Source organism: Kineococcus sp. AC630 (assembly GCF_979255925.1).
Map to the genome: position 1 here is coordinate 86,448 of NZ_CEEDMJ010000002.1, position 16,298 is coordinate 102,745.

The window sequence follows — 16,298 nt, forward strand, 5'->3', positions numbered from 1 at the left end:
CCGGTCTCATGACCTGCGCGCTGCAGGATCTCGAGCGCGGGCCGGTCCGCAATTCGTCTCGAGGAGATGGGCAACCCCCGTGCGCACGTTCACCCCGAAGCCAGGCGACATCGATCACCGCTGGCTCGTCATCGACGCGGAGGACGTCGTGCTGGGCCGCCTCGCGGTGCAGACCGCGACGCTCCTGCGCGGCAAGCACAAGGCGACCTACGCGCCGCACGTCGACGGTGGCGACTTCGTCATCATCGTCAACGCCGCCAAGGTGGCCCTCACCGGCTCCAAGCGCGAGCAGAAGGTCGCCTACCGCCACTCGGGCTACCCGGGCGGCCTGAAGGCCACCAGCTACGTCGACCTGCTGGAGAAGAACCCGGAGAAGGCCGTCGAGAAGGCCATCCGCGGCATGATCCCCCGGAACTCCCTCGGTCGTCAGGTCATGAGCAAGCTCAAGGTCTACGCCGGCCCGGAGCACCCGCACGCGGCTCAGCAGCCCGTGCCGTACACGATCCACCAGGTCGCGCAGTGAGCCGCGGCAGTCACACCGCCGCACACCCGGCAAACTGAGCGAGGAGCATCGTGAGCACCGATTTCACCCCTGAGGTCGTCGAGGACATCACCGAGTCCGACGAGTTCACCGGCACGTACACCTCCGAGTCGTCCACCCCGGCGACCGGCGGCAACAGCATCATCGCTCCCGGCGGGGCCACCGGCCGCCGTAAGGAAGCCGTCGCCCGCGTCCGCATCGTGCCGGGTACCGGCAAGTGGACGATCAACGGTCGCGAGCTGGACAACTACTTCCCGAACAAGGTGCACCAGCAGCTCGTCAACGAGCCGTTCCGCGTCACCGCGCTCGAGGGGTCGTTCGACGTCATCGCCCGCATCCACGGTGGTGGCTCCTCCGGTCAGGCCGGCGCGCTGCGTCTCGGTGTCGCCCGCGCGCTGAACGCGATCGACCTCGAGGCCAACCGCCCGTCGCTGAAGAAGGCCGGGTTCCTGACCCGCGACCCGCGCGCCATCGAGCGCAAGAAGGCCGGGCTCAAGAAGGCCCGCAAGGCGCCGCAGTTCAGCAAGCGCTGATCCAGCGCTCAGCGAGTACCGTCACGACGGCCCCGGGAGTCCTCCCGGGGCCGTCGTGTCACGTCCGGCCGGTGTCGGCCGTGTGGGGGAGGAACAGAGGGTGGCGCGGCTCTTCGGGACCGATGGTGTGCGGGGGCTGGCGAACGTCGACCTCACCGCCGACATGGCACTGGGACTGGCGGTCGCCGCGGCGACCGTCCTGGTCGAACCGGGTGGGAGCGCGCACCCGCGGGCGCTCGTGGCCCGCGACCCCCGCGCGTCGGGGGAGTTCCTCTCCGCCGCGGTCGTGGCCGGCCTGGCGAGCGCCGGGGTCGACGTCCTCGACGTCGGCGTCGTGCCGACGCCGGCACTGGCCCACCTGGTGGACACCTCCGGCGCCGACTTCGGTGTCATGCTGTCCGCCTCGCACAACCCCATGCCCGACAACGGGTTGAAGATCTTCGCCCGCGGTGGGGTGAAGCTCCCCGACGACGTCGAGGACGCCGTGGAGCGCGCCTACCGCGAGGGCGGCGGGCGTCGTCCGACGGGGGCCGCCGTGGGGCGGGTCCACGCCGGACCGGACGTGGAGCAGGACGCGCAGGACACCTACGTCGCGCACCTGCTCTCCACCCTGCCGGGCGGACCGGGGTCGCTGGCCGGGCTGCACGTGGTCGTCGACTGCGCCAACGGCGCCGCCAGCGCGATCTCCCCGCGGGTGCTGGCCGAGGCCGGTGCCACGGTGACGACGCTGTACGCCGCGCCCGACGGGCTGAACATCAACGACGGCTGCGGCTCCACGCACCTCGAACCCCTCACCGCGGCCGTCCTGGCCCACGGCGCCGACATCGGCCTCGCCCACGACGGCGACGCCGACCGCTGCCTGGCCGTGGACGCCGCCGGCCACACGATCGACGGCGACCAGATCATGGCCGTCCTGACCCTGGCCCTGCGCGACCGCGGTCAGCTCGTCGAGGACACCCTCGTCGCCACCGTCATGAGCAACCTCGGTCTGCGCCTCGCGATGCAGCGCGAGGGCGTCACGATGATCGAGACCGGCGTCGGCGACCGCTACGTCCTGGAGGCCCTGAGCGCGGGGAAGTGGAGCATCGGCGGCGAGCAGAGCGGCCACGTCGTCCTGCCCGAGCACGCGACGACGGGCGACGGCGTCCTCACCGGTCTGCACCTGCTGGCGCGGATGGCCGAGACCGGCCGCACCCTCGAGGACCTCGCCGGGGTCGTCCAGCGGTTGCCGCAGGTCCTCATCAACGTCCGGGGGGTGGACAAGTCCCGCGCCGGCAGCGACGCGGAACTGCTCGCGGCCGTCGGTGACGCCGAACGCGAACTCGGCGAGACCGGCCGGGTGCTGCTGCGCCCCAGCGGGACCGAACCCCTCGTGCGGGTCATGGTCGAGGCCGCGCACACCGAGCACGCCCAGGACGTCGCCGGTCGTCTGGCCGAGGTCGTCCGGAAACGACTCGCGCTCTGAACCTCCGGTCTGGCTGACTGGACCGCGTGGAGCTCACCTCGACGACGAACGCCGCCCCCGACCGCGCGACGTGGGCGGCGCAGCACTTCGACGACTGGTACGACGTCCTGGCCGCGGCCGAGGCGCAGGACCGCCCCGATCCCTCGACCTGGCGGCGCGGTGAGCTCCGGGCCGAGCTGGAGCGGGGGAGCGCGGAGGAGGAGGTCCACCACGTGCTGGCCCGCGAGGGCGGTGTCCCCGTCGGCGTCGCCGAGGTGCGCTTCACCCTGCTGGACAACACCCGCACCGCCTGGGTCCAGGTCGGCGTCCTGCCGGACCACCGGCGACGCGGGGTCGGTACCGCGCTGCTGGAGCACGCCCTCGACCTCGCCGAGGCCGCCGGCCGCAGCACGGTGCGGATCTCCGTCGACCGTCCGGTGACCCACCCCGAGGGGACCTGGCCGGGGTCACGCGCCGCGCGGGCCTGGGGTTTCACCCGCGGTCAGCTCGAAGCCCGTCGCCAGCTCCCGCTGCCGGTGCCGCCGGAGCGACTGGCGGCGTTGGCGGCCGCGGCCCGCCCGCACGCGGCGGGGTACCGGCTGCGCAGCTTCGCCGGCCGGGTCCCCGAGGCGGACCTCGACGTGATGGCCGCCCTCACCGCGCGGATGAGCACCGACGCCCCGATGGGCGACCTCGAGGTCGAACCCGAGGTGTGGGACGGTGACCGGATCCGCGAGGTCGAGGCCGCCCGGGCGGCGCAGGGTCGGCACCAGTGGGTGGCGGTGGCCGAGGACCCGGGCGGTGCGGCCGTCGGCTACAGCGTCCTGGTGCGGTCCGACCACGAACCGGAACGGCTCATCCAGCTCGACACCCTGGTGCTGCGCGAACACCGCGGACACCGGCTCGGGATGCTGCTGAAACTCGAGTGCCTGCGCACCGCCCTGGTGGACAACCCTGCGGCGCAACGGGTCTCGACGTGGAACGCGGTGTCGAACACGCCGATGATCGCGGTCAACGAGCAGCTCGGTTTCGTCCTCGACGAACTCGTCGAGGAACTCGAGGCGGCCGTGGCCGAGATCCGTCACACCCTGCGGGATCACACCCTGAGGGATCACACTTTGCGCAACCGCACCTGACGCACCGAGTGGTCGGGCCCCTTCTGCAGCACGCAGGTGGCCCGGCCCCGGGTGGGCAGGACGTTCTCGGCGAGGTTCGGGCCGTTGATGTCGTTCCAGATCCGGCGGGCGCGTTCCACGGCCTCGTCGTCGGTGAGCGAGGCGTAGCGGTGGAAGTAGGACTGCGGCTTCGAGAACGCCGTCCGCCGCAGTTCCAGGAACCGGTCGACGTACCAGTTCCGCACGTCCTCGCTGCGGGCGTCGACGTAGAGGGAGAAGTCGAAGTAGTCGCTGACCGCGACGCCCTGCGTCCCGTCGTCGCGGACCCGGGCCGGTTGCAGGACGTTCAGGCCCTCGACGATGAGCACGTCGGGGCGGTGCACGACGACCTCCTCGCCGGGGACGATGTCGTAGACGAGGTGGGAGTAGACCGGGGCCCGGACCTCGGGGACCCCGGACTTCACCGCCGCGACGAAGCGCAGCAGCGCCCGCCGGTCGTAGCTCTCGGGGAACCCCTTGCGGTGCAGGATCCCGCGGCGTTCCAGCTCGGCGTTGGGCAGCAGGAACCCGTCGGTGGTGATGAGCTCGACCCGGGGGGTCTCGGGCCAGTGCGAGAGCAGTTCACGCAGCACGCGGGCCGTCGTGGACTTGCCCACGGCCACCGACCCGGCGATCCCGATGACGAACGGGGTCCGCGCCACGGCCTCCCCCAGGAAGGTCGACGTCGCGGCGTGCAGGGAACCGGCGGAACGGTCGTAGAGGGTCAGCAGCCGCGACAGCGGGAGGTAGACCTCCTCGACCTCGCGCAGGTCGACCCGGTCGCCGAGACCGCGCAGGCGGGTGACGTCCTCGGCCGTGAGGGTCAGCGGGGTCGAGGCGCGCAGCGCGCTCCAGTGCTCGCGGTCCAGGACCACGTAGGGGTTGGCGGAGCTCGGGTGTGAGTTCACGGGGACGTGCATGGGTGCGCCGGTGCTCACCGGCGTGAGGGTACCGGGTGACGCGTCCCGCTCGGTTGACCAGGACTGCGCCGCCCGGACCGTACCCTCGATCCCATGTGCGGAATCGTCGGGTACGTGGGGGCAGCGCAGCACGGGAGCGAGGTCGTCCTCGAAGGACTGCGTCGGCTGGAGTACCGGGGCTACGACTCCGCGGGCATCGCGGTGCTGACCCCCGGCGGTGTGCAGACCCGCAAGAAGGCCGGGAAGCTGGCCAACCTCGTCGAGCTCCTCGACGCCGACCCGCTGCCCGCGGCGGGCACCGCCATCGGGCACACCCGCTGGGCCACCCATGGCGGCCCGACGGACGGCAACGCCCACCCCCACGTCGGGCAGGGCGGCCGGCTCGCGCTCATCCACAACGGCATCGTCGAGAACTTCGCGACGCTGCGCACCGAGCTGCTCGGGGCCGGTGTCGAGTTCACCAGCGAGACCGACACCGAGGTCGTCGCGCACCTGCTCGCCCGGGCCTACGACGCGGACGCCGCGGGGGACCTGACCGCCGCGATGCGTGCCGTCTGCGCCCGCCTCGAGGGCGCGTTCACGCTGCTCGCGGTGCACGCCGACGAACCCGGCACGATCGTCGGCGCCCGCCGCAACTCCCCGCTGGTGGTGGGGCTCGGTGAGCACGCGAACTACCTCGGCTCCGACGTCGCGGCGTTCATCGCCCACACCCGCGAGGCGCTGGAACTGGGCCAGGACCAGATCGTCACCATCACCCCCGACGACGTCGTCGTCACCGGCTTCGACGGCTCGCCCAGCCAGGGCCGTCGCTTCCACGTCGACTGGGACGCCGCGGCCGCCGAGAAGGGCGGGTTCCCGTCCTTCATGGCCAAGGAGATCCACGACCAGCCGCAGGCCATCGCCGACACCCTGCTCGGGCGGACCGACGCGAACGGCCGGCTGCAGCTGGACGAGATGAAGATCTCCGAGGCGCAGCTGCGCAGCATCGACAAGATCGTCGTCATCGCCTGCGGGACGGCCGCCTACGCCGGTCAGGTCGCGAAGTACGCCATCGAGCACTGGTGCCGCATCCCCGTCGAGGTGGAACTCGCCCACGAGTTCCGCTACCGCGACCCCGTCGTCTCCGAGCGCACGCTCGTCGTCGCGATCTCGCAGTCGGGGGAGACGATGGACACGATCATGGCCGTCCGCCACGCCCGCGAACAGGGCGCGAAGGTGCTGGCGATCTGCAACACCAACGGCTCGACGATCCCGCGCGAGTCCGACGCGGCGCTCTACACCCACGCCGGACCGGAGATCGCAGTCGCCTCGACGAAGGCGTTCCTCGCCCAGATCACCGCCTGCTACCTGCTCGGCCTGTACCTGGCCCAGTTGCGCGGCAACAAGTTCGCCGACGAGATCGCCCAGGTCCTCGCGGAACTCCAGGAGATCCCGGCCCAGGTCCGCCAGGTCCTCGACGGGTTGGAGCAGGTGCGCGAGATCGCCCGCTACATGGCCGACACCCGCTCGGTGCTCTTCCTCGGCCGCCACGTCGGCTACCCGGTGGCGATGGAGGGGGCGCTGAAGCTCAAGGAACTCGCCTACATCCACGCCGAGGGTTTCGCGGCCGGTGAGCTCAAGCACGGGCCGATCGCGCTGGTGGAACCCGGGACCCCCGTGTTCGTCGTCGTGCCCAGCCCGCGCGGGCGGGACTCCCTGCACGCGAAGGTCGTCTCCAACATCCAGGAGGTCCGGGCCCGCGGCGCGCGCACCCTGGTCATCGCCGAACAGGGCGACACCGCCGTGGAACCCTTCGCCGACGTCGTGATCCGCATCCCGCAGACCTCGACGCTGCTGTCCCCGCTGCTGGCCGTGGTGCCGCTGCAGGTGTTCGCCTGCGAGCTCGCGACCGCCAAGGGCCTCGACGTCGACCAGCCCCGCAACCTCGCGAAGTCCGTCACCGTGGAGTGACCCCCGCCGTCGGGCGTCACCCGCCCTCGTGGGACGGTGACGCCCGGCGGAGGGGGATCAACCAATGATCATCGGAGTGGGCATCGACGTCGTCGACGTCGCGCGCTTCAAACGTCAGGTCGAACGGACACCGTTGCTGCTGGAACGCCTCTTCGGCGACGGCGAGCGGAACCTGCCCGCGGAGTCCCTCGCGGCCCGGTTCGCGGCCAAGGAGGCCGTGGCGAAGTCGCTCGGCGCGCCCGTCGGGCTCGTGTGGCGCGACGTCGTCGTCGAACGCGAGGACGGCCACCGGCCGGAGATCATGGTCCGCGGGAGCGCCAAGAAGATCGCCGACGAGGCGGGAGTGTCGGTCTTCCACCTCTCGCTCTCCCACGACGCCGGGATCGCGACGGCCATGGTCGTGGCCGAGAGCCGCTGACGTGATCGCCGCGCACCGCGTCGCCGACGTCCGCGCCGCCGAGCGGGCGACCATGGCCGGGCTCCCCGAGGGCGCGCTCATGCAGCGGGCCGCGGCGGCCCTCGACGTCGAGTGCGCGCGGATCCTGCGCGAGGCCACCGGCGGGGTCAGCGGCCGTTCGGTGCTCGTCCTCGCGGGGTCCGGCGACAACGGCGGCGACGCCCTGTACGCCGCGGCCCGCCTCGCCGCCCGCGGGGTCGGGGTCACCGCGCTCACGACCTCCGACCGCGTCCACGGCGACTCGCTGCGCTCGGCCCGCCGGGCGGGCGTGCGCACCCGGCCCTGGCGAGCCGGCGACGAGGACGTCTGCGCCGCCGCGGACCTGGTCCTCGACGGGATCACCGGCATCGGCGGTCACGGTGGTCTGCGCCCGGACTTCGAAGGGCTCAGCGCCCTCGACGGACCGGTCGTCGTGGCCGTCGACGTCCCCTCCGGTCTCGACGCCGACACCGGTGCGCTCACCGGCGAACTGATGGCCGCCGACGTCACCGTCACCTTCGGCACGGCGAAGCCCGCGCACCTGCTGGCCCCGGCCGCGGCCCGCTGCGGCCGGCTCGTCGTCGTCGACCTCGGCACCTCCCACCACCTCCCGGAACCGGCGGTCCGGCGGGTCGAGCCGCAGGACGTCGCCGCCCGCTGGCGCCGCGCCGTCCCCGGCGACGACAAGTACTCCCGCGGCGTCGTCGGCGTCGTCGCGGGCGGGCCGGACTACACCGGCGCCGCGGTCCTCGCCGTCGAGGCCGCCGTCCGGGCCGGGGCCGGGATGGTGCGCTACCTCGGTCCGCGCCACCCCACCGAACTCGTCCGGCAACGACGTCCCGAGGTCGTCGCGGGTCCGGGCCGGGTCCAGGCCTGGGTGCTCGGGCCCGGGGTCTCCCCGGACGACCCGGAGCAGCAGGACCGCATCCGCGACGCGCTCGCCTCGGGCGAACCCGCCGTCGTCGACGCCGGCGCCCTCGGCGGCCTGCCCGACACCCTCGGCCCGCAGCACGTCCTCACCCCCCACGCCGGGGAACTGGCCCGCCTGCTCGGGGCCGAGCGCCGCGACGTCGAGGCCGACCCGCTGACCCACGCCCGCCGCGTCCACGAGCGGACCGGGGCCACGGTCCTGCTCAAGGGGTCGGTCACCACCGTCGTCGGCGCGCACGGCGTGTTCACCGCCGCGTCCGCGCCGACCTGGCTCGCCACCGCCGGGGCCGGTGACGTCCTCGCCGGGATCCTCGGCGCGGCCCTCGCGGGTCGCCCCGACGAGGACCCCGCGCAGGTCGCCGCGGACGCCGCGGTGCTGCACGGCCGGGCCGCCGCCCTCGCCTCGGCCGGCGGTCCGCTCGCCGCCCTCGACGTCGCCGACGCCGTCCCCGCGGCGCTCACCTCCCTGCCTGGCTGGTGAACCGTGGGCGGGTACCGTCGAGTCGTGCAACCACGACCCGGGGTGCCCGCGGAGGCCGTCGTCGACCTCGACGCGATCGCGCACAACGTCGCCGTCGTGCGTGAGCGGGTCGGTCGCGTCGAGGTGATGGCCGTCGTGAAGGCCGACGCCTACGGCCACGGGCTCGTCCCGGTCGCCCGGGCGGCGCTCGCGGGCGGGGCCACGTGGCTGGGGGTGGCCCACGTGCACGAGGCCACGGCCCTGCGCGAGGCGGGCGTCGACGCCGACCTCCTCGCCTGGATCCTCACTCCCGGAACGGACCTCGTCCCGGCCGTGCGGGCCCGGGTGGACCTCTCGGTGGCCGCGGTGTGGGCCCTGGAGATGGTCGTCGAGGCGGCCCGCACGACCGGGACGACGGCCCGGGTGCACCTCGAGGTCGACACCGGGATGTCGCGCGGGGGAGCGTCCCCGGCCGAGTGGCCCGCGCTGCTGGACGCCGTGGCCAAGCACGTCGCGGACGGGACTGTCCAGGTCCGGGGGACCTGGGCGCACTTCGCCAGCGCCGACGTCCCCGGTGACCCCTCCGTCCCCGCCCAGCTCGAGGCCTTCGAGGCGGCGCTGCAGACCGCCCGCGACCACGGGGTCGACCCGGGCCTGCGCCACCACGCGAACTCCGCCGCCGCGATGTTCGTCCCGGAGTCGCGCTACGACCTCGTCCGCGTCGGACTCGCCGTCTACGGGCTCTCGCCCGCTCCCGAACGGGCCACCGGGACGGAGCTGGGGCTGGTCCCCGCGATGACGCTGGCCGCCCGCCTCGCCCACGTCCGCCGCGTCCCCCGCGGGGCCGGTGTCTCCTACGGCCTGACCTACACCGCCGGGGCCGACACCACCCTCGGGCTGGTCCCGCTCGGCTACGGCGACGGGGTCCCGCGGCACGCCTCCTGGAACGGTGCCGGGTCGGGGGAGGTCCTCGTGGCCGGCGCCCGGCGGCGGATCGCCGGCCGGGTCTGCATGGACCAGGTCGTCGTCGACCTCGGTGACGACGTCGCCGCCCCCGGTGACCCCGCGATCGTCTTCGGCCCCGGCCTGGACGGGGAGGCCACGGCCGACGACTGGGCCCAGGCGGCCGGGACGATCTCCTGGGAGATCGTCACCCGCATCGGCTCCCGCGTCCCGCGCCGCTACACCGGCCGGCTCGCCGAGGTGCCCGCGTGAGGGCGGCGCTGCGTCCCGCCCGCCGGCACCGCCCCACGGTGCGCGGCGAGGAACTCCAGTCGCTGACCGGCGAACCCGTCGAGGTCGAGACCGACGACGGGGTCCGGCTGCACGTCGAGGTCGACCCCGCGGACCGCCCGGACGCGCCCACCGTCGTGTTCCAGCACGGCTACGCGCTGACCGCGGACAGCTGGCACTTCCAGCGCCTGGCGCTGCGCGGGCGGTACCGCCTCGTGCTGCCGGAACTGCGCGGGCACGGCCGCTCCGCCCGCGGCCCGGCCGGCCCGGTCACCATCGCCCGCCTCGCCGACGACCTCGGCCAGGTCATCGACGCGGTCGCCCCGGAGGGACCCGTCGTGCTCGTCGGGCACTCCCTCGGCGGGATGACGGTCATGGAGCTGACCGTCCGCCGCCCCGACCTGCTGGACCGCCTCGAGGGGGTCGCCCTCGTCGCCACCAGCGCCGGCGGGATGGCCGCCGTCGACCACGGACTGCCGATGCTCGGCCACCACCTCGTCCGCTGGGCCGAACTGGCCCTGGAACGCGCCGCGGGCCGGACCGACGTGCTCGAACGCAGCCGCCGCGTCGGCGGGGACCTCGAGCAACGACTCGTCCGGCACTGGAACTTCGCCGGACCGGTCACCCCGGAACTCCTGCGGCTCGCGGCCCGGATGATGGCCGGGACCCCCGTCGACGTCATCGCGGACCTGCTGCCCGCCTTCGGCACCCTCGACGAACGCGAGGCGCTCGCGAACCTCGCCGGTCGTCCCGTCCTGGTGCTCGCCGCCGAACGCGACCTGATGACCCCCGCGGCCCACGGCCGGGAGATCGCCGAGGCCGTCCCCGGCGCCGAGCACGTCCTGGTCCGCGGGGCCGGGCACCTCGTGATGCTGGAGCACCCGAGCGTGGTCACCGCGCGGCTGGAGCGGCTGCTCGAGCGCGTGGGGACCCAGCGCGTCCCCTCCGCCGACGAGGTCGTCGTCCCGGTGCCCGGGCCCCGCACCCGCCGGAGGCGACGGTGAGCGAGGCGGAACTCGTCCTGGCCGCCCCGGAGGACACCGTCGCCTTCGGCGCCCGGGTGGGGAAGGCCCTGCGGGCCGGTGACCTCGTCCTGCTCTCGGGGGACCTGGGCGCGGGGAAGACGACGTTCACCCGCGGTCTCGCCGACGCCCTCGGCGTCCGCGGTCCGGTGACCTCGCCGACGTTCGTCATCGCCCGCGTGCACCCCTCCCTCGTGGGCGGGCCGGAACTCGTCCACGTCGACGCCTACCGGCTCGGCTCCCTCGCCGAGGTCGACGACCTCGACCTCGACACCGACGCGCAGGACGCCGTCACGGTGGTCGAGTGGGGCCGCGGACTGGTCGAGGGGCTCACCGGCGACCGGCTCGAGATCGACCTGCTCCGCCCGCACGGCGGGGTCCCCGGCGCCGAGGGCGAGGAACCCGTCGAACCGCGCCGGGTCCGCGTCCGGACGGTCGGCGCCCGCTGGGACGGGGTGGACCTCACGTGAACCTCAGCGAGACCACCGACGACGAGCGCGTCCGGGGGTTCTCCCGCCGCCACGCCGCCCGCTCCCGCGTCGGGGTCCTCGTCGTGCACGGGTTCACGGCGACCCCGCTGACCGTCGCCGGCTGGGCGGAGGAGTTCCACGCGGCCGGGTTCGACGTCGAGGTGCCGCTGCTGCCCGGCCACGGCACCACCGCCGACGACTGCGACGTGAGCACCTGGGCCGACTGGCTCGGCGGGGCCGCGGCGGCCCTGGCCCGGCTGGAGAACGAGTTCGTCGTGGTCGCCGGGATCTCGATGGGCGGCGGCCTCGTGCTGCGGTTGGCGCAACTGCACCCCGCCCGCGTCCACGCCGTCGTCCTGGCCAACCCGGCCGTCGGGCTCGATCCGCTGCGGGCGCTCGCCGTCCAGACGCTGGGGCGGGTCCTCTCCACCTGGCCCGCGATCGCGGGGGACCTCGCGGACCCCTCGGTGCGCGTCCTCGCCTACGACAGCACCCCGTTGCGGGCGTTGGTGTCGCAGGCCGCGGGCTGGCACGACGTGCGTCGCGACCTGGCCCGGGTGCGCCAGCCGGTGCTGCTGCTGCGGTCCCGCGTCGACCACGTGGTGCCCGCGTCGTCGTCCCGGACCGTCCTGGCCGGGATCTCCTCCCGCGACGTCACCGAAGTGGTCTACGCCAACAGCTTCCACGAACTCACGTCGGACGTGGACTCGCCGTCGGTGTTCGCGGAATCGGTGCGGTTCGCTCGACGCGTCGGCGGCTGAGGCGTTCCAGGGGGAGGAACGCGGCCCAGCAGACGACCGTCGGCAGGAAGTGGATGCCGAGGGTCAGGTAGGTCGAGAGGTGGAACACCACCACGGCCCCCAGGGCCACCCCGAGCATTCGGCGCCGCAGGAAGAGGGCGACCGGGGCGAGGAACTCGCAGCAGAGCACCACCCACTGCACGGCGACGAGGAACTGCGGGACCTCCAGCAGGAGGCGCGACACCGCGTTCCCGCGGCGGGTCAGCGCCCACACCGTGACGGCGCCGTCGGCCCACGCCGCGGGGGTCCCGCTGCGGACCCACTTGCTCACCGCGGAACCGGTGTAGGTCATCACCGTGGCGATCTGCACGCACCGCACCGCCCACCCGGCGCTCCGGCTGGGGCGCAGGTCGTCGGCGTCGGCGCGCCCCGCGCTCAGCAGCGCGAACACCGCCACGACGATCGCCATGTGGTCGTGGGCGACGTAGCCGAACCCCATGCTCCAGAACACCCAGGGCAGGTAACCGACGGCGGTGCAGACCCATCCGATGTGCCCCAGCCGACGGGTGAGGCTCAGGGCGAAACCCGCGGCCATGAGGACGAGGGCGGTCGTCGCGGTCAGCGACGTCGGCGGCGGCAGGTGCAGGGTGCGCCCGACGATCCCCGGGTGCCAGAACGCGGCGACGTGGACGTGCTGCAGGACGTGGTTCGTGAACAGCGTCGCGTCGAGGAGGACGAACCCCGCCAGGATCCGGCGCAACCACGCGACCCGGGCGGCCGGGACGGCCGGGACCAGCCAGTCGAGGACCGTCACCGCGACCACTGCGCCAGGACCGTCAGTTCCGGCGCGCCGGAGGCGGTCGCGTCGCGCAGCCGCTGGGAGGAGCGGACGAGCCGCAGCCCGTCCAGCACCGGGGCCGAGGGGTGCAGGGCCGCGCGGGAGCGGGCGAGGTCGCCGAGGAGTTCCGGGTGGTCGATGACGCGCAGCTGCTGGCTCTCCAGCTCGGAACGGGAGAGCCCGACCGACCCGGGGCTGAGCGCGACCCGCACGACCTCGCCGTCGGCGGTGGTGCCCTCGAGGTAGATGGAGACGACGGTGCCGTCGGACGCCCGGGGGGTCGCGTACTGCGACAGCGAACCGAGCGGGAACCAGTCGTTGGTGTCGCGCAGCTGCGCGCCGAGCAGGACGGCGAGGCCGACGACGAGGACGAGCACCCGCCACGCCGAACGCGGGACGGACAACCGCGGCGGACCGTCGACCACGAAACCCCCTGCTGCTGCTGCGTTCCCGACCGAGCGGCCACTGTAGTGACCCGGCTACCCTGCTCGCGTGCTCCTGCTCGCGATCGACACGGCCACCGCCGGGGTGGCGGTCGCCGTCCACGACGGCGACCGGGTCCTGGCCGCCGCCCGCGCGGGGGACGCGCGCCACCACAACGAGGTGCTCGTCCCCACGATCGCCGCCGTCCTCGAGGAGGCCGGCCGGGAGCGGACCGAGGTCACCGACGTCGCGGTGGGGGTCGGTCCCGGCCCCTACACCGGGCTGAGGGTCGGGCTGGCGACGGCGCGCACGCTGGCCCTGGCCTGGGGGGCCCGGGTCCACGGGGTCTGCTCGCTCGACGTGCTGGCCGCGCAGGCCGTCGCCGAGGGGCTGAGCGGGGAGTTCCTCGTCGCCACCGACGCCCGCCGCCGCGAGGTCCACACCGCGCGCTACCTCGCCACGGCCGAGGGGGTGCGGCGGACCGCCGGTCCCGACGTCGTCGCCCCGGCGTCGCTGACCCCCGACGTGCCCGTCGTGGGCGCCGGCACCCGCCTCTACCCCGACTCCCTCGGTCCTGCCCGGGCTCCGTTCGACGCCGACGGTGGTGCGCTGGCGCACCTGGTCGTCGACACCCTCGCCGGCCGGGCGACGTGGGAACTGCTGGCCCCCGAACCGCTGTACCTGCGACGCCCCGACGCCGTGGAGCCGGGAGCGCGCAAGCGCGTCACGGCGTGACGGAGCACGACTCGGCGTAACCTGTCGATCGATACAGCGGGAAGTCTCGACGAGGAGGTCTCCATGTCAGCGACGACGCCGGCCGCACCGTCCGGAACCGTGCTCGCCTCGGCCGTCAGTCGGGCGACCAGACGGCTGATGCCGATGATCGTGATCCTCTACGTGGTCGCGTTCCTGGACCGCACCAACGTGGGGTTCGCGACGAAGGGCCTCGAGCTGGACCGCGGGATCTCCGCCGCGGCGTACGCGTTCGGCGCCGGGGTGTTCTTCATCGGCTACGCGATCTTCGAGATCCCCAGCAACCTCGCCCTGCAGCGCTTCGGGGCGAAGCTGTGGCTGGCCCGCATCGCGATCACCTGGGGCATCGTCTCAGCGTGCTTCGGCTTCGTGCAGGGCGAGAAGTCGTTCATCGTGCTGCGCTTCCTGCTCGGGGTCACCGAGGCCGGTCTGTTCCCCGGCATCATCATGTACCTCTCGGAGTGGTTCCCGAACCGGGACCGGGTGCGGCTGTTCGCGATCTTCTACCTGGCCCAGCCGTTCTCGCAGATCATCGGTTCCCCGCTGTCGGGGCTCCTCATCGACGTGGGGAACGCCTCGGCCGGCGGCGTCACCGGGTGGCAGTTGATGTTCGCCGTCGAGGGCCTGTTGGCCGTGGTCGCCGGCGTGGCCGCGATCTTCCTCCTGGTGGACTCCCCCGAGAAGGCGACGTTCCTCTCCGCGCCGCAGAAGACCGCCCTGCGCGAGGCGATGGCCGGGGAGGACGAGCTGCGCCGCAGCGACGGACCCAGCGGGGTGTGGGCGGCCATGCGCAACGGCCGGGTCTGGTACTTCACCGTCATCTACTTCTGCCTGCAGATCGCGGTGTACGGGGTGACGTTCAACCTGCCGGACCAGGTGTCCAGCCTGGTGGGCCGCGACGTCGGCTGGCAGGTCGGGCTGATCGCCGCGATCCCGTGGACCGTCGGCATCTTCGCCTGCTACCTCACCGGCAAGAACGCGGTGACCGTGGCCCGCCGCCGGGTCTGGGGCGCGCTGCTGTTCGTCAGCACCGGGATCTTCGTCTTCGGTTCCGCGTGGGCCGGAGCCAACGGGTACGCACTGCTGGGCATCCTCTTCATCACCATCGCGGTGTCGTCGTTCCTCAGCATCGGCCCCATCACCTGGTCCTTCCCGACGGCGTTCCTCACCGGACCGGCCGCCGCGGCCGGCATCGGGCTCATCAACTCCCTGGGCAACCTCGGCGGCTTCGTGGCCCCGAACCTGCGGGAGGGGATCGCCAGCGCCACCGACTCCGACGCGCTGGGGATCGCCGCGCTGGGCGTCCTGCCGTTCCTGGCCGCGGCGATGATGCTGGGTACCAAGCGGTTCCGCACGAGTTCCGACCGGTTGCTGGTGGACGTGCGTGGGGAGCGTGCGGACCGCAAGGCCTGACCGGAGGAGGGGAACGTTCGGCGGCCCGGACCGCTCCGGGAGCCGCCGAACGTTCCCCTTCCCGGGCCGCGTCAGTGACGCGCGTCCCACCACTGCAGCACCCGGGTCCCGAGGAACGTGAGCCAGCGCGAAGGTTCTCCGACCTCGCCGTCGACCTCGAACCACGACCGCCCGGGGTGGCGGTGCTCCAGCAACCACGTCCCGTCCTCCCGGCGGTCGGCGCGCACGACCTCGACGGCCTCGGCCAGCCGCGGATCGGGGGCGCCCCCGTCGTGCAGGTTCGCGGCCCGGAAGTGGTCGAGGGCGTTGAGGGCGTTGTACTCCCAGCGCAGCGGGAAGGCGAAGCGGCTCACCCAGGGTCCGACGCGTTCCCCGGTCGAGAGCCGGTGCAGCAGACGGCGCTCCAGCAGGTACTCCTCCCCGGCGTGGCGGGCCGCCCGGAGTTCCCCCAACCCCCCGGTGGCCCGTTCGTGGGCCAGCAACCCCTTGAGGGAGTTCAGCGTGGAGTGGAACGAGGAGCGGGTGGAACCGTCCACCCACGCGCAGTTCCAGCCGCCGTCGGGCAGCCGGTGGTCCACGAACCACCGCGCGATCCCTGAGACGTCCGCTCCGAGCCACGTCCCGTTGGCCAGCGTCCACGCGTTGACGCAGCAGTCGACCTCGCCACCCCAGTAGGGCAGACCGTCGTACTCCCAGCGGGAGTTCTCGGCGAGGGCGTCGGCGGTGCCGGTCAGCGCCGAGGCGTCCACCCCCCACTCGCGCAGGTCGTTGAGCGCCCACGTCGTGGCCGTCCAGGGTTGTCCATCCTCCGCGGGGCTCGCGTCCGCCGGGAAGTACGCCCCGCCGGCCCACTGCCCGTCGGCGTCCTGCGCGGCCAGCAGGCGTGCGCCGAAACCCTCGGTCGGGACGCGGTCGCGGGTGGTCTCCCAGACCTGCGGCGGGGCGCCGAGCAGGTCGCGTTCGACCTGCCAGCGCAGGGCGGGGTCGGAGTCGAGCAGCCAGTCCAGCGTCGCCTGCGGCAGCACCATGCGCCCAGGC

The 16,298-nt window shown here is 73.7% G+C and carries 17 protein-coding genes; 13 read left to right on the top strand and 4 right to left on the bottom strand.

Annotated elements, in window-relative coordinates:
• Positions 1 to 79 precede the first annotated feature (79 nt).
• The 4 genes from rplM to AC0I8G_RS02350 all read left to right on the top strand — a co-directional run bounded on the left by rplM (position 80) and on the right by AC0I8G_RS02350 (position 3,654).
• On the top strand, positions 80 to 523 hold the full coding sequence (gene rplM, locus AC0I8G_RS02335) for a 50S ribosomal protein L13 (protein ID WP_328294666.1): 444 nt from the start codon (positions 80 to 82) through the stop codon (positions 521 to 523).
• Between the two features lie 86 nt (positions 524 to 609).
• Positions 610 to 1,074: a 30S ribosomal protein S9 gene (rpsI, locus tag AC0I8G_RS02340; protein WP_380162235.1), complete on the top strand. Its 465-nt coding sequence runs from the start codon at positions 610 to 612 to the stop codon at positions 1,072 to 1,074.
• Between the two features lie 100 nt (positions 1,075 to 1,174).
• Positions 1,175 to 2,539, top strand: a complete 1,365-nt coding sequence (glmM, locus tag AC0I8G_RS02345) for a phosphoglucosamine mutase (protein WP_380259853.1) — start codon at positions 1,175 to 1,177, stop codon at positions 2,537 to 2,539.
• Positions 2,540 to 2,565: 26 nt separating this feature from the next.
• Positions 2,566 to 3,654, top strand: a complete 1,089-nt coding sequence (locus AC0I8G_RS02350) for a GNAT family N-acetyltransferase (RefSeq protein WP_471728498.1) — start codon at positions 2,566 to 2,568, stop codon at positions 3,652 to 3,654.
• Here AC0I8G_RS02350 and coaA read toward each other — a convergent pair.
• A complete protein-coding gene (coaA, locus tag AC0I8G_RS02355; protein WP_471728699.1) occupies positions 3,630 to 4,592 on the bottom strand; it encodes a type I pantothenate kinase in 963 nt (320 codons plus the stop codon). The two genes, AC0I8G_RS02350 and coaA, sit on opposite strands and share 25 nt — an antisense overlap.
• 93 nt (positions 4,593 to 4,685) lie before the next feature.
• Between coaA and glmS the strand changes: the two genes are divergently transcribed.
• From glmS to AC0I8G_RS02390, 7 genes are all read left to right on the top strand, one after another.
• Complete coding sequence (gene glmS, locus AC0I8G_RS02360) at positions 4,686 to 6,542, top strand: glutamine--fructose-6-phosphate transaminase (isomerizing) (protein ID WP_328294670.1); 1,857 nt, start codon at positions 4,686 to 4,688, stop codon at positions 6,540 to 6,542.
• 64 nt (positions 6,543 to 6,606) lie between these two features.
• The gene (locus AC0I8G_RS02365; RefSeq protein ID WP_380158405.1) at positions 6,607 to 6,960 is read left to right on the top strand and encodes a holo-ACP synthase; all 354 of its coding nucleotides are present in this window, start codon (positions 6,607 to 6,609) and stop codon (positions 6,958 to 6,960) included.
• Between the two features lies 1 nt (position 6,961).
• Positions 6,962 to 8,389 (top strand): NAD(P)H-hydrate epimerase, encoded by a 1,428-nt coding sequence (locus AC0I8G_RS02370; protein WP_471728499.1) that lies wholly within the window; start codon positions 6,962 to 6,964, stop codon positions 8,387 to 8,389.
• A 24-nt stretch (positions 8,390 to 8,413) separates the two neighbouring features.
• Positions 8,414 to 9,583, top strand: a complete 1,170-nt coding sequence (gene alr / locus AC0I8G_RS02375) for an alanine racemase (RefSeq protein ID WP_471728500.1) — start codon at positions 8,414 to 8,416, stop codon at positions 9,581 to 9,583.
• Complete coding sequence (locus tag AC0I8G_RS02380; RefSeq protein WP_471728501.1) at positions 9,580 to 10,605, top strand: alpha/beta fold hydrolase; 1,026 nt, start codon at positions 9,580 to 9,582, stop codon at positions 10,603 to 10,605. Before alr ends, AC0I8G_RS02380 begins: the two co-directional genes overlap by 4 nt.
• Positions 10,602 to 11,093 carry a tRNA (adenosine(37)-N6)-threonylcarbamoyltransferase complex ATPase subunit type 1 TsaE gene (gene tsaE, locus AC0I8G_RS02385; RefSeq protein ID WP_471728502.1) on the top strand — a complete coding sequence of 164 codons (492 nt, stop codon included), beginning with the start codon at positions 10,602 to 10,604 and terminating at the stop codon, positions 11,091 to 11,093. The genes AC0I8G_RS02380 and tsaE overlap by 4 nt, the downstream gene beginning before the upstream one ends.
• Positions 11,090 to 11,854 (top strand): alpha/beta hydrolase, encoded by a 765-nt coding sequence (locus AC0I8G_RS02390; protein ID WP_471728503.1) that lies wholly within the window; start codon positions 11,090 to 11,092, stop codon positions 11,852 to 11,854. The genes tsaE and AC0I8G_RS02390 overlap by 4 nt, the downstream gene beginning before the upstream one ends.
• On the opposite strand, the gene AC0I8G_RS02395 is transcribed toward AC0I8G_RS02390, so the two are convergent.
• Together AC0I8G_RS02395 and AC0I8G_RS02400 are read right to left on the bottom strand one after the other, a co-directional pair.
• Positions 11,784 to 12,647: a hypothetical protein gene (locus AC0I8G_RS02395; RefSeq protein WP_471728504.1), complete on the bottom strand. Its 864-nt coding sequence runs from the start codon at positions 12,645 to 12,647 to the stop codon at positions 11,784 to 11,786. The genes AC0I8G_RS02390 and AC0I8G_RS02395 overlap by 71 nt on opposite strands.
• The gene (locus AC0I8G_RS02400) at positions 12,644 to 13,096 is read right to left on the bottom strand and encodes a hypothetical protein (protein ID WP_471728505.1); all 453 of its coding nucleotides are present in this window, start codon (positions 13,094 to 13,096) and stop codon (positions 12,644 to 12,646) included. The genes AC0I8G_RS02395 and AC0I8G_RS02400 overlap by 4 nt, the downstream gene beginning before the upstream one ends.
• A 67-nt stretch (positions 13,097 to 13,163) precedes the next feature.
• Here AC0I8G_RS02400 and tsaB point away from each other — a divergent pair, with 67 nt between their 5' ends.
• Together tsaB and AC0I8G_RS02410 are read left to right on the top strand one after the other, a co-directional pair.
• Positions 13,164 to 13,829, top strand: coding sequence for a tRNA (adenosine(37)-N6)-threonylcarbamoyltransferase complex dimerization subunit type 1 TsaB (tsaB, locus tag AC0I8G_RS02405; RefSeq protein ID WP_471728506.1), 666 nt, complete (start codon positions 13,164 to 13,166; stop codon positions 13,827 to 13,829).
• 63 nt (positions 13,830 to 13,892) lie between these two features.
• Entirely contained in the window at positions 13,893 to 15,260 is a 1,368-nt protein-coding gene (locus AC0I8G_RS02410; RefSeq protein ID WP_471728507.1) for an MFS transporter, read from the top strand.
• A 71-nt stretch (positions 15,261 to 15,331) separates the two neighbouring features.
• Here AC0I8G_RS02410 and AC0I8G_RS02415 read toward each other — a convergent pair whose 3' ends face one another.
• Positions 15,332 to 16,288: a squalene cyclase gene (locus tag AC0I8G_RS02415; protein ID WP_471728508.1), complete on the bottom strand. Its 957-nt coding sequence runs from the start codon at positions 16,286 to 16,288 to the stop codon at positions 15,332 to 15,334.
• Between the last annotated feature and the right edge of the window lie 10 nt (positions 16,289 to 16,298).